The following is a 13,126-nucleotide window of genomic DNA, read 5'->3' as shown; positions in this document are numbered from 1 at the left end:
TAAGTAAGGCCCTATTAAAGGGCCTTACTTCAGATTTTGCTATCAATGATTAACATCGTCAGCTTTTTGCTTAGCATTTTTGCTGACTTTTCTTCAGCATTAGACTTAGCCATGTTCTCAAAACTAGACGCTGCTTTTATTTGTGCAGAAACATGCGCCTTTTCTTTATCGTTTTCCATGAGTGTTAAACTCGAGTTGGCAAAAACATAATAAGTGCTGTTTTTCTTTACATCTTCGAAATCTACGCGAAAGTCAATTTGAAAGTCTGCACTTTGTTTTTCACCCACAACAGTAAGACCTTGCTTAGTCAAGCTTTCGGCTAACTGGTTGCGGATAGACTCCTGTCCCCAAAACTTTGATGAAATACTAAACGTTAATGACTGAATAAAATCATTCAGCATTTTGTTTTTGTTGCTCACTGAGGTTGGTATGGCAATGCTGCCGCCACCTAATTGCCTGTGATATTCGTTTGCTTTGCGTCTTTTGGCGATTAGTCGCTTAATTGCCATCGCTTCTTTTAGTTTTTCTGAATTGGTTAGTGCCGAAATAGTCGCGTTACTGATCTCTTCGTCAAGTTGCCTAATATCAAGCTCAGCGTGCATCCTCGACTCAACCTTGTTAAATGAGGCAAGGGCATAGGCCGTTTTTTGCTCCGAGGAGTAAAACTCCTGTTCAATATTGATCCCCTGTAATTGTATGCTTGGGACTCGAGAATATAAAATCTCATCCACTCGATACGAAAAATCGCCATTAGCCTGACTTTGAGCAACTTGTGTCGTTCCTTCAATTTCCACATTTAACTGTTTGGCAATCGCCAATCTAGCTGCTTCTTGGGCGGCAAGTTTGGCTTCCGTCCTATCTACAATATGACTCGCTGAACCAACGCCATACACTAGATAATCGGAACTCGGTTGCTGCGTAGCCCAAGTGGGTAAGCTTTCTTCCTTTGCAACAGCCTGCTTGGTAGACTGACAGGCAGATAAACTAAGGAGAATACACAGAGGTAACGCTAGACGTTTAGAAACCATACCCGCTGCGCTCTTGAAGTTTTTGAATTTTCTTCTGTCCATTCCACACCTCTCGGTTAGTCGTCATGTCTATTAATCGAAGATCTACTTGGTAAAAAGTGACTCGACTACCACCTTGTTCATCAACAAATGAGTTAATCGTGCCGGATAGTGCATAATCAGCACCTTGCTCTTGGCCGATCTCATTACGAGTTTCGAGGCTTGAATTAAGCTCTTGGTCTCGTCTTTCCTCACGAATTTCATCTCGTACATAGCGGTTTGCGACGAAGTCAGCTTGCCCGCTTCGCAATATGGCGCGCTTGAGGTCATTCAAAAAGGTGTCAACTGCAATATGCTGATGCGACTTGTTACGAACAGATTGGATAATGATAGCGGGTCGAGTGCCTTCTTTGGCACGGTGTTCACGTACCCAAGGGAAGCCGAGCATATCGCTTATCATTGCTTCAGCAACTAACTGAGAGTCTTTGGCATTCCATTTATCTGAAAGCGCTATTTCTTCATTGGTGTCCACGCGACTCACTTTGGTTGTTGAAGAACAACCCGTCATCGCTGCGCTAGACGCGATGAGCATTGGGACAACTAATTTAACTGCAAATTTAGGCTTCATGTATTCAGTCCATGTTAGTTAAAGATGATAAATAATTTTGTTTTTCTGGTTCAGCTACACCGGTGAAGGTGCGAATGTGGCTAAGCAACGGTGCTGTTTGATTCAGCGGTATATCCTGTTCAATCACTCTGCCAGTCCTTAATTGGGTTTGCAATTGCAGGCGAGTGGTATTTTCGGGTAATTTCACTCGAGCCACTCTAATTTCACTTGGTAAAGATTGCCATTGTCTAGTATCTGCCGCTGCTGTAATGGCGTTGGTGACAGATGATGTTAGCTGAGCAAGCCCTGCCAACAGCGAGTTCTGCTGGATGCCAACTTGCTTTATAGCTTTACTTGCTGTGACTGCTTTTAACACTTCTCGAGAAATAGCGGTGTAAATTTCCATATTGGCATTACCTAGCGCGTCATACAGTGTGAGTAAGTTTACCGAATAAAAGGGGTGTAATTCTGTAAGTTTTTGTCCGTTAGCGAAAAGCGCAACATGTTGGATATCGTTTTTATGGGGTTGTAAGTAAGTAACGGAGATTCTACTGCCATACTTGAGTGCATCAATCACCCCTTCGTCTACGGCTTTTTGCCATAATTTATCACCGAGAGGTAAGCGTTTTGTGACAGTGCCTAATACAACATCACTAAAGTCGCCTGTTGCATAGTTTTGAATGAGATCAAACAAACTGGTATCAGCAAACATTAAATTAAACCATGCGAACTGGGCTTGGCGTTCTTCTTTTGTCCCCCAATAAATCGGCGTAATCACTATCGCTTGTGCCTCTTCATCAGGTCTAAGATAAAGGTTAAACTCTTTGCGCTGCGGTGATACACCTAAGCTTTGAACTAATGTGAAGTAGTTTTCTTCCTTGTCTGCAACCATTCTGTTGAGATCTTGCTGTGCTTGTTGGCCTGCATATTGACCTAGTTTGTATTGTTTACTAAAGCCATTTTTGTATGCGCTCACCGCTCGCTCATATTGGATCCGAGCACTATCTAGCTCGCCTTGTTGTTCATATAAAACGCCACTTAAATACTGTGCAAATGCATCATCTTTATACTCAAGTTCACCGCTGATAAATGGTTGATTAAAAATAGCTTTAAAAATTTGCTCAATATCACTTCCTGCTTTTTGTTGATTTACGTAGCCTCCGGTTTGTTGCTGTAATTGAGATAGGTATAAGTCCAGTTGGCGCATTTCTGTCAGTGCAGAGTCATACAAAGCAACACGGTTTACCTTCGAGACGTTTGCCAACGACACATAATTAAGCGCCATTAATGTATGGATCATGGGTTTATGAAAAGCGCGACCAGTATATTTTTTGTAACTTGCGCCAGTAAAAGTAGAAAAAAGCTGGTCGCTGATGCTGACAGTGTAGGCAGCTTCAATGATTTCCTTTGCGTGAGAAAGGTGTTGATTACTTAATTCATAATGGTGTTGTAAATGCGCTAACATACCTGATTCAAGATAATACAATAGCTCGTCACGAGATGAGTTTTTATAGGCATAGTCAATACGCTGTTGGGCTGAGATAAAATCTCCTTGCTCCGCGTATTCTATGGCCTGCTTGTTAGCTTTAGGGGTCAAGTTACAGCCGCTCAGCATCAAGCAACCTGTAAAGATCAAGAGTTTTATCATGAAGTTATATAAATCAATTTGGAATCGCATTCCTTGCATACTTGTTCTTATAATGGCAGTGTTGTTGTGTTCAATCATATAACAATAAATTAAATAGTAAAAAATTGAATTGAAAGTGCTAAATTGTTAAAAATCGTTTTTACAATTTATTACTGTTAATCAATGATTTTTTTGATAAATTTTATTCCGTAATCAGGGCAATTAAGGAACCCAACATGAAAGCAAAACAACTACTTATATCAGTGGCCGTTATAGGGATACTATCGGCTTGTAGTTCAAGTAAAGACGATGCGGCTTCAAGTCCAAGAGTTAATATTCCAGAGTGGGTTCTCAATCCAACAATCGAAGATGGTATAGCGGCCGCAGATTGTGTGAAATACTCGGGCAATATTTCAATCGATCAAAAAATGGCGGTTGCAAATGCACGTCTTGCTCTTGCTCAACAGATTGAAACACGCATCGAAGGCCTTGATAAGACATTCGCGAACCGTACAGATGCAAACGAGGACACAACGGTAGGCGCAACCTTTAGCTCTGTATCCAAACAACTTACTAAACAAACATTAAATGGCTCCCGTATCGTTAAGGCCGATGTTATCGATATTTCTGGTAAAGACTATTTCTGTGCATTGACGACGTTATCACCTGATCAGACTAAAGAGCTTTTCAAAGATTTGATCAAAGAAAGTAAGCGCAGTGTAAACCCTCAGGATGAAAAGTTTTTATATCAAGAGTTTAAAGCTTACAAAGCAGAAAAAGATCTTGAGAAGGAAATTGCAAGGCTAACTAATTAAAGCGTGAGTTTCACGCTTTAATTTTTTGAAAGGAACGCTCTATGCGCAAATCGGTATACTCATTTTTAGTCATGGCGTTAAGTGCCATTCCAAGTGCAGTGGCGAGTCAAGCCCAGCTTTTTGAAGAGCTGTCAGAGAAAATGTCACGTTGGCAAACCTCCGAGCCTAGTGATGAAGAGCTGAGCGAGTTTGAGCAATATAAACGCCAACAATTAAGTGAGTTTGCTGATTATGTCGAAGAGCATTTTGAAGAGTACGATGCCTTTCGTGATAACGTGATCCAACAGTGGGGAGATATAACGGTTTCTGATCAAGCCGCATTTGTCACCTACAGTGATGATTTATCATCCAGAATGGTTGTCGACTTTGAAGCCAATGAGCTGGTCGTAAGCATTAGGCATGCGGCAGATGAAAAGGTATCGCAGGCTCAACTTCAAGCCCTATATAAAGAATTTATCGCGAAAGACCGTGCAGTAATTGATGTATTTAATGCTGATACGCTCGCGATAAACCAAAGTGAAACAACAAAACGTGAAGTGGATAACGCTGCTCGTGCAAAAGCATTGATCGCAGCGAAAAAGCAAATAGATAGCCAATTTGAACAACAGCAACGTTATATAGAACGCCAGACAGATGAGGCCATCATTGACGGCGAAGATACAAAATTAGCAGAGGCCCAACAACAAGCGCAACAGAAAAAGCTTGAACTGTTAAAGCAAAAACGTCTTAAAAAGCTATTAGAAACTGCAAGTAATACCGGTAAAAGTGAAGCAACAGTCGTATCTGAAATCGTGCTTAAGCTACCCAAACAGACTGAACTTTCCAAGCATCGAGCAGAACGTTATGTTAGCCAAGTGAATGCACAAGCGAAGCGCTTTGACATTGAGCCAAGTTTAATTTTTGCTGTTATGCACACCGAAAGCCACTTTAACCCAATGGCAAAGTCACATATTCCTGCGTTTGGTTTGATGCAGATAGTACCGACGAGTGCGGGTGTTGATGTGAATCGTATGTTGTACAATCGCGATGAACCGATGTCGGCGCCTTATTTATATGTGACGGACAATAATATTGAAGCGGGGACCGCTTACCTGAATATTCTCGATAAACGCTACCTGAGTAAAATACAGAATCCAATTAGTCGTAAGTATTGCATCATTGCGGCTTACAATACGGGTGCTGGCAATGTTGCCCGTGTGTTTAATGCTGATGACTCAAGATCAATCATAAAAGCGGCAAAGATCATTAATTCACTCTCACCAGAAAACGTACTAGCGGCGCTAGACAAAAGTTTACCTTATGATGAAACCAAACATTATCTGGACAAAGTCTTAACGCGAGAAAAGCTCTATATAGCGCCAGAAGAAGGTATTGCACAAAAGTTATAAGTTAAGCGCGCTCAAGGCACCTTCAATGTGATCGTGGCGGAATCGATAACCTGCATCGAGAAGTTTTTTTGGTACGACGCATTGGCCGTACAATAGCAATTCTGACATTTCACCATATGCCAATTTGAGGACAAACGGTGGTACGGTAAATAGGCAAGGGCGTGAGATAGCGCGTGCTAAGGCTTGAGAAAATTGCTTATTTGATAACGGGTTAGGGGCTGTAGCATTAACAACACCGCAGAGCTCGTCATGTTTAAGGATATACAGTATCGCCTGAATCATATCGTCGATATGGATCCAAGACATTATTTGTCTTCCTGAACCAATCGGACCGCCAACGCCAAATTGAAAGGGTGGCAACATCTTTGCCAAAGCGCCCCCAGATTTTGAAAGCACAATGCCTGTTCTTAATATGCAGACTCTAGTATGGCTTGACTCGGCTCTAAAGGCGGTATCTTCCCAATCTTTGCACAGCCTATGAGAGAATTCATCATGGTAATCCTTGAAATCTTCAGTGATGGTCAAGTTATCCGGTTGGCGTCCATAAAAACCTATTGCACTACCTGAAATAAACACCTTGGGCGTTGACGTCGCAGTATTTATCGCTGCAACGATTTGCTCAGTGATTTTTATCCGGCTATTGTAGATCTCTTGTTTTTTCTCTTTGCTCCACCGGCCATTGGCGATTGGTTCACCCGCAAGATTAATGACCGCATCAAGCTCATTAAAGTCGACATCATCAGTATCAGTAACGCAGCTAACCCCACTTGGTAATAGGTTTGCAGCTTTTGAAGGCGAACGGCTCAATACAATCAGATTATGTTTGTGTACTAAAAATTGGCATAACTTTTTACCAATTAATCCAGTTGCGCCTGTTATGAATATATTCATGCTCAATACTCTTTATTGTAATCAAATAAACCTACGTTTTAGCAAGGAGTTAGATCACTCATTTTCATTATAGGTGGTTTGTTTTAGAATGGTAAAAAAGCAAAAGGAGTGAACTGTGTCTTCACTGACTGGAATTAACAAAACGCTGGTGGTTTTGGCCTCGCTATTTTTAGTGTTAGGTGGTATCAAGCTTGCGTCTGAGATTGTTGTGCCGTTTATATTAGCCGCATTCATTGCGATTATCTGTAATCCCATGCTCAAGTTTTTGGCTCGCTTTAAAATACCAAAAGGGCTGGCCATTCTGGTGATTATCGCACTTGTGATTTTAATAGGTGCAAGTATTGGTGGGCTTGTTGGGCAATCAGTCAATGACTTCTCTAAGCAGCTGCCAACTTATAAAGAAGACTTACAAGAAAAGTTCGTTTGGTTGGTCAGTACTGCCGCGAACTACAATATATTATTGGATAAACAACAACTTATTAGTATGCTAGACCCAAATAAGCTAATCGATGTGGCCACCAACATGCTGACTGGCTTTGGTGGTGTGATGGCAAATAGCTTTTTAATTTTGCTTATCGTCGTCTTCATGCTTTTTGAGGCACCTTCTTTGGGCCACAAAGTGCATCTTGCCCTAGACGATCCAGAGATGAAAATGCAGCAAATTGATAGATTTTTAGATTCTATCAATAGCTATTTGGCGATTAAAACGCTGGTGTCATTGGCGACAGGTGTCGTAGCGGCTGTTTTTTTATGGGCGTTAGGTGTTGATTACTTCGTGCTTTGGGGCGTAGTTGCATTTTTGCTTAACTATATTCCAAACATAGGTTCAATCATTGCGGCTGTGCCGCCTGTTTTACTGGCCTTAGTGACACAAGGACCATTGGTGAGTGGCATTGTTGCTGTGGGTTACATTTGTATTAATACCTTAATGGGCAACATTATTGAGCCGAGGTTTATGGGTCGAGGGTTAGGTTTATCGACTTTAGTCGTGTTTCTCTCGTTAATCTTTTGGGGGTGGTTACTCGGAACTGTGGGAATGCTGCTTTCTGTGCCACTTACCATGGTTGTGAAAATTGCCCTTGAAACCAGTGAAGAGGGTAAATGGCTTGCAATCCTTCTCGGTTCAGAACAACCCGATAATAGACCATCTTAACCATGCTGAGAACCTGCAAATAAAAAGGAGCTAAAAACAGCTCCTTTTCTAAGCGTTTTACTCGTCATTAGCTGAAGCTCAGGTTATTAAGGCTTGCCACCTAATAATCTAATCAAAAATGCCGCTAGAGATTCAAATCTTCTTTCAATACTTTACTGCTTTTCAGCTCAATGATGTGGGCTTTTAAAAATGCAATTTTGCAATTTTTATAAGCCGTCGCTGAGCGCGTCGCGTTTGGCATATCTAGTAAGTATCGCCACCGGCAGCTATCTTCCATATATTCCTCCTGATTGCGAAGGGCACGTTCCATAATTGGCAAGATCTGAGTATTACCCGTGTCCGCTTGATACTTTTTAGTATCAAGCAATAACTTAGTGATCCAGGTTTGACGGTGACGTTCAAGTAAGTTGATATTGCCATCCAGGCACATGAGGAATTTTTTTGCTTTTTCCGGATGCGTTGACTCATACTTCGTACAGTCTTGTAGTGTGACATCGTCGTCTGCAATCACAAAAAAGGTTAATCCCGATACCAGTAGACTGCTAATTATTCTTTTCATGGTTAAACTCTATCGTAAATTTTGCGCCACCATGTTGGGAAGTACCGATTTGCATCAAGCCATGATATGACTTAACTAAATCAGATACGATAGCCATTCCTACGCCGTGGCCAGCTTCATAGGTGTCTAATCTTGCACCTCTGGTCAGTAGCTCTGAGCGGCGATGCTCTGGAATGCCTGGGCCATCATCTTCTACTTCTATGATTAGTAGGCGCTTTTTAGGTGCACTTACTTTTATATCGACCAAGGAACCACATGCTTTACAGGCGTTATCTATAATATTACCAAGAATTTCCATTAAATCCGTTTTATCGCCAAGAAATGCAACCTCCTCACCACATTCGGAGGAAAATTGAATGTGCTTGTCGTGATACACTTTAGTCATGGCGTTGAGTATTGAGTCTAGTACGGGTTTTACTGATGTTTGTTTCTTCCATGTATCGGATGCACCCGTTGCAGCACGTTTCAATTGATGTTCGATCATCGCATTGATTCTGTCTAGTTGCTCCTGAGCGTCTGCATCTTTTGCCAGTGGACTGGATTTGATCACCGCAAGGGGCGTTTTTAACGCGTGCGCAAGGTCGCTAAGTGACGCTCTATATCTCTCTTTTTGACGCTTTTGAGATTCCAATAGTAGGTTTAAGTCGGATTTGATTGTTAGGAGTTCGACGGGGTAAAGACCCGTGATCTTATCGCGCTCGCCAGCCTCAATCTCTTTAATTTCTTTATCCAATCGCTGTAACGGCCTTGCATTCCATACAAACCCAAATGCCATCAATCCTGCTATCACCACACCCATAACCAGCATCCAGTTGACCAAGGTGTTTCTAAACCCTGACATTAACTCCATCAGCGCGTCATTTTTCTTTAAAAGCACAAAGCGGGCTTGCTGCGATTGCTCTGCATTTCCGAGAATAACAGTTAGGCTAAGTTGCCAAAACAGTACACCATTATATTCAACTCGTTTAAACTCAGATGCTCCAGCTTGGTTTTCTGAAAAGTCAGGTGAAATTGAGAGATTTACAGCCGACTCGGAATACCAAACGAGGGAGTTATCTTGATAGACCAGAGCATAAGTATCAGAATTCAGTCTGTTTAACTCAGGTGCAAGAATACTGCGAGGCATTTCGAGTCCGTTAGAGACAAATTCGACTTCAGAGATAAGTGAGTAGAGGTGGGCTTCCAATGTTTTTTCAGTCGCATCGACTAAAGAAGAATAATAAGCCCTGCCCACGGAGAAAAACAGCGCGGGAAGGGCAATAATAAGCACAAAGACAAGGATAAATCCTTGTCTTATTTTAAGCGAAATTTGAGAGCTGTTTACCACTGATTTTTGAACCTATATCCACGTCCTCTAAGGGTTTCAACAGGGTTCAGAGTGCCATCAGGGTCTAGCTTTTTACGCAGTCTTAAGACAAACACTTCAATGACGTTAGAGTCTAAGTCAAAGTCCTGATCGTATATGTGCTCTGTGAGTTCAGATTTAGAAATAACTTTTTGTGGGTTAACCATTAGGTATTCTAAAACTTTATATTCATAGGCCGTTAGTGATAGCTCGTTATCGTTAACCCAGACTTGCTGTGAGCGAGTGTGGATTTTGATTGGGCCAATACAAATCTCTGGATTTGCTTGTCCAGCGCTACGTCTAATCAGTGCATTACAGCGTGCAATCAGCTCTTCAACATGAAACGGTTTAGTGAGGTAGTCATCAGCTCCTGCATCAAGGCCTTCTACCTTGTCTTGCCAACGGTCGCGTGCTGTTAAGATTAAAATAGGGATCTTTACGCCGTTAGCACGTGCTCTACGGATAATTTCAATACCGTCAAGTTTTGGCAAGCCGAGATCGATCACTGCCATATCTAACGGATATTCTTCAAGGTGAAATAATCCAGACTCACCATCATGACACAAGTCAACGCTATATTTTTCTTTCTCTAATGCATTTCGCAGGTTTTCTGCTAGTTGAATATCGTCTTCGATAACTAAAATACGCATCCTTAGTCCTTATTTACTTCACCTGTCTTCTTGTTTACTTTTAAGTCAACAATTCGACCATCTGGTTGGAGAATTCTTACCACAAAAAACTGATTTTCTTCAGAAATCTTAAGCGTCTTCCCAGCGTACTTATCAAGCGCCAGAGACACAGCTTCTTTTTTTGTAATCGTCTTTACATTCTTATCATTGCGGCTATTGGCGTCTGCTACACTCGAAGCGAACGCCAAGATCAACGCTAAGAGAGTGAGTTGCAATCGCATTTTAAGCTCCACAGTTTCATAGATACTAAGTGTCTAAACTTCATAAATCTCAAACAAATTTAGTGCTTTTGTAATTAACCTTTGCTGAACTTAACGTTCAGTAAACTTTTATGGCAGAACTCGCTTGTACGGTTTTACAATACTAGCAGTATAGACACCAGCATCAATATAGGGATCGGCGCTCGCCCATTGCTGCGCACTTTCTAAGTTTTCAAACTCAGCAATAACCAAAGAACCCGTAAAACCCGCTTCACCAGGATCTTCCGAGTCAATAGCTGGTAACGGGCCTGCTGCAAACAATCGATCTTGTTGTTTTAATTCTTCTAAACGAGCTAAGTGAGCAGGGCGCGCAGCAAGACGTTTTGCTAATGAGTTTTCAGCATCGGTTGAATAGATCATGTAAAGCATAAGTATTAGTTCCGGATTGGTTTCTAGGTTATTATTGTTATTTTTACGTATCTTGTCGGCTTTTCAGGGCCGTTTATCAATACTATGATAAAACGCCCTCAGTGCAAAAGTAAATGTACACAGAGTTTTTCAGTGATTAGACATTTAAACTTGAAAAACACTCAGCTTGACTGGTAGAGTCCTTCGGATATTTATAGAAAATAATAATAAGGTTGATTGCAATGAGTGCAAACCGTGAGCATTTTAGCTCCCGATTAGGGTTTATCCTTGCCGCTGCAGGTTCTGCTGTTGGTATTGGTAACTTAGTCGGCTTTCCTGTTTCCGCCGCAAAAAATGGTGGTGGGGCATTTTTACTAATCTATGCACTATTTGTAGTGTTTATCTGTTTACCTGTCATGATGGCCGAAATGGCAATGGGTAGGAAAGCCCAAAAGGACCCGTTTGGCGCATATAAGCTGCTATCGAATCACGATAAAAAGTGGTCAATAGCTGGATTTTTGGCTGTACTCACGCCGTTTATGATTGCCGTCTTCTACATGGTTATTACCGTTTGGATCTTTGGCTTCTTAGCGCAAACAGCTTTAGGTAACTTAGATGTACTCGCCTCTCCGAAGTACTTTGGCACTTTTATCAACGATACCAATGTTTTCATCTATATGTTGATAGTGGGTGTGATCGTTAATCTTATCTTGGTTGGCGGTGTAAAAGAAGGGATCGAAAAAGCGGCTAAGTTACTCATGCCAGCGTTATTTGTCATGTTAATTGGCCTTGTCGCATACGTACTAACCCTTGATAACGCAATGGCAGGTGTACGCTATTACATCGTTCCTGACTTCGAAAAAATGAATGCAAGTGTGCTAAATGGTGCGTTATCACAGGCTTTCTTTTCACTGTCTTTAGGTATGGGTATATTGATCACTTATGCTTCCTATATCTCTAAGAAAGACGACATTGTCGGTAGCTCTAAAATGGTCGCTATTACAGATTCATTAGTGGCATTCATTGCCGGTCTTATGGTACTTCCGGCTATCTTTAGTTTTAATCCGAATACCGATCCAAGTAAGTTATCGGACTCTTCAGTATCTATGATTTTCGATTACTTACCTAAATTGTTATTGGCTTTACAAGATGACATTGGCTACGTCGGTGCCTCAATTGTTGCTGGTACTTTCTTTTTATTGGTTTTCTTTGCCGCGATAACCTCGCTTGTGTCAATTGTCGAGGTGCCTACCGCGACTTTGATGGAAGAAAAATGTATTTCACGTAAAAAGGCTTTGATTATCTTAGCGTTGACCACAGGTATTTTGACTGTGCTATCTACGATGTCTTTTGGAATGGTGGATTGGCTTACAAGTTTTGTAAGTTATGGCGATGCTCAGAAGAGCTTCTTTGATCTAATCTACGACGTGTTTTACGACACTATTTTACCGTTGAATGGTTTGCTGTTGTGTCTATTCGTTACTTATCGCTGGAAAAAATCTGGTTTGAATGAAGAACTTGCGCAAGGCGCTGAGGGGTACGTAGGTAGCTTCACTGAGAAATACATTAATTTCTCTCTATCTACATTCATCCCAGTGATCCTGTTGGCTATTTTCATTAATACCGTTGCAACTAAATATTTTGCATTCAGTATCTTTGGTTTCTAGCAGCTGGACATTCGTTTTGGGCACGATGACATCGGCGTATTAATGCGCCGATGTTTACTCTCCACTAAGCCACTAAAATTTTACGCCTGAATCTAAGTACTGCCCAATTCCTATTGTAAACATCCACAGCCCCCACAAGCTATGTTCTAACACACACACCGCAAGCGAACGACTATGGGCGTAGGTATAAGAAAATAGTAGCCCTCCAACAAAAGATAACGCCACGGCTATCCAGTTGTCATAGATGCAGTGAGCAAGCGCAAACACTAATGCACTTAGCAAAACTCGATTGTTTTTATTTGGTAAAATCCTTTTATAGCGATGAAAGAAGTAGCTCCTAAAAATTAACTCTTGTGGTAAGACGGAAAGAATAGGGTAAGCAACTAATAATAATAACCAGTCGCTGGGGGAATTGAGCGGTAGGGAAAACCAATTTCCTTGGCTAACTAAACCATAGAGCATGGCTGAAAACATTGCACCTGCGAAAAACGTGGTAAATAATCGCTTTTTGACGGACGAAAACTCCCCCAAACTGGTTAACCTGAAGCGTTTGAAATGGGGGTCGGTTAGTAGTAAGTGGGTACAGACTGCCATTAAAATGATCAGTGCTGGAAAAAGCCAATTGTTGAGGTGATCACGGAATTGATAAGCGATAATGGGCAGGACAAAGAATACAAATACGAGTTCACACCACCGGTATTGGCTTGCGTTCAAGGCTAGTTCCCCAAAATATTTGGCGGCTACAAGCCGCTATAGTTAGCTCTCACTCG

At 41.5% G+C, this 13,126-nt stretch carries 14 protein-coding genes; 4 read left to right on the top strand and 10 right to left on the bottom strand.

The annotated features are described in order from the left end of the window. Positions 1–29: 29 nt before the first annotated feature. Genes MHN30_RS08230 through MHN30_RS08220 form a run of 3 tightly spaced genes read right to left on the bottom strand, consistent with a single transcriptional unit; the run spans position 30 to position 3,301 of the window. Positions 30–1,070 carry a hypothetical protein gene (locus MHN30_RS08230; RefSeq protein ID WP_239359220.1) on the bottom strand — a complete coding sequence of 347 codons (1,041 nt, stop codon included), beginning with the start codon at positions 1,068–1,070 and terminating at the stop codon, positions 30–32. Further along, positions 1,018–1,635 carry a penicillin-binding protein activator LpoB gene (locus MHN30_RS08225; protein ID WP_017219134.1) on the bottom strand — a complete coding sequence of 206 codons (618 nt, stop codon included), beginning with the start codon at positions 1,633–1,635 and terminating at the stop codon, positions 1,018–1,020. Before MHN30_RS08225 ends, MHN30_RS08230 begins: the two co-directional genes overlap by 53 nt. Positions 1,636–1,639: 4 nt before the next feature. Continuing rightward, positions 1,640–3,301 carry a hypothetical protein gene (locus tag MHN30_RS08220; RefSeq protein WP_239359219.1) on the bottom strand — a complete coding sequence of 554 codons (1,662 nt, stop codon included), beginning with the start codon at positions 3,299–3,301 and terminating at the stop codon, positions 1,640–1,642. 176 nt (positions 3,302–3,477) lie between these two features. Between MHN30_RS08220 and MHN30_RS08215 the strand changes: the two genes are divergently transcribed. Continuing rightward, complete coding sequence (locus MHN30_RS08215; protein WP_039497557.1) at positions 3,478–4,056, top strand: LPP20 family lipoprotein; 579 nt, start codon at positions 3,478–3,480, stop codon at positions 4,054–4,056. A 41-nt stretch (positions 4,057–4,097) separates the two neighbouring features. After that, complete coding sequence (locus tag MHN30_RS08210) at positions 4,098–5,444, top strand: murein transglycosylase domain-containing protein (RefSeq protein WP_130164246.1); 1,347 nt, start codon at positions 4,098–4,100, stop codon at positions 5,442–5,444. On the opposite strand, the gene MHN30_RS08205 is transcribed toward MHN30_RS08210, so the two are convergent. Next, entirely contained in the window at positions 5,439–6,335 is an 897-nt protein-coding gene (locus tag MHN30_RS08205) for a TIGR01777 family oxidoreductase (protein WP_130164245.1), read from the bottom strand. The genes MHN30_RS08210 and MHN30_RS08205 overlap by 6 nt on opposite strands. Positions 6,336–6,450: 115 nt before the next feature. Between MHN30_RS08205 and MHN30_RS08200 the strand changes: the two genes are divergently transcribed. Beyond that, on the top strand, positions 6,451–7,488 hold the full coding sequence (locus MHN30_RS08200) for an AI-2E family transporter (RefSeq protein WP_039497563.1): 1,038 nt from the start codon (positions 6,451–6,453) through the stop codon (positions 7,486–7,488). Between the two features lie 124 nt (positions 7,489–7,612). Here MHN30_RS08200 and MHN30_RS08195 read toward each other — a convergent pair whose 3' ends face one another. The 5 genes from MHN30_RS08195 to MHN30_RS08175 form a co-directional block, all read right to left on the bottom strand. Further along, a complete protein-coding gene (locus tag MHN30_RS08195) occupies positions 7,613–8,047 on the bottom strand; it encodes a hypothetical protein (protein ID WP_010374053.1) in 435 nt (144 codons plus the stop codon). Further along, positions 8,031–9,374 (bottom strand): ATP-binding protein, encoded by a 1,344-nt coding sequence (locus tag MHN30_RS08190; protein WP_010374055.1) that lies wholly within the window; start codon positions 9,372–9,374, stop codon positions 8,031–8,033. The genes MHN30_RS08195 and MHN30_RS08190 overlap by 17 nt, the downstream gene beginning before the upstream one ends. Next, positions 9,368–10,042, bottom strand: coding sequence for a response regulator transcription factor (locus MHN30_RS08185; protein WP_010374057.1), 675 nt, complete (start codon positions 10,040–10,042; stop codon positions 9,368–9,370). Before MHN30_RS08185 ends, MHN30_RS08190 begins: the two co-directional genes overlap by 7 nt. A gap of 2 nt (positions 10,043–10,044) precedes the next feature. Then, positions 10,045–10,302, bottom strand: coding sequence for a PepSY domain-containing protein (locus MHN30_RS08180; protein ID WP_010374059.1), 258 nt, complete (start codon positions 10,300–10,302; stop codon positions 10,045–10,047). Between the two features lie 108 nt (positions 10,303–10,410). Next, positions 10,411–10,710 carry a YciI family protein gene (locus tag MHN30_RS08175; RefSeq protein ID WP_010604975.1) on the bottom strand — a complete coding sequence of 100 codons (300 nt, stop codon included), beginning with the start codon at positions 10,708–10,710 and terminating at the stop codon, positions 10,411–10,413. 221 nt (positions 10,711–10,931) lie between these two features. Here MHN30_RS08175 and MHN30_RS08170 point away from each other — a divergent pair, with 221 nt between their 5' ends. Next, on the top strand, positions 10,932–12,356 hold the full coding sequence (locus tag MHN30_RS08170) for a sodium-dependent transporter (protein WP_010604974.1): 1,425 nt from the start codon (positions 10,932–10,934) through the stop codon (positions 12,354–12,356). A 72-nt stretch (positions 12,357–12,428) separates the two neighbouring features. Here the strand turns inward: MHN30_RS08170 and MHN30_RS08165 are convergent, their stop codons facing one another. Continuing rightward, positions 12,429–13,070 (bottom strand): CPBP family intramembrane glutamic endopeptidase, encoded by a 642-nt coding sequence (locus MHN30_RS08165; RefSeq protein WP_069022411.1) that lies wholly within the window; start codon positions 13,068–13,070, stop codon positions 12,429–12,431. Positions 13,071–13,126 lie beyond the last annotated feature (56 nt).

The sequence above is a fragment of the Pseudoalteromonas sp. OF7H-1 genome, from assembly GCF_022347825.1.
In the GTDB taxonomy this organism is placed as follows: Bacteria; Pseudomonadota; Gammaproteobacteria; order Enterobacterales; family Alteromonadaceae; genus Pseudoalteromonas; species Pseudoalteromonas maricaloris.
This window is presented reverse-complemented; position numbering and strand designations above follow the sequence as displayed.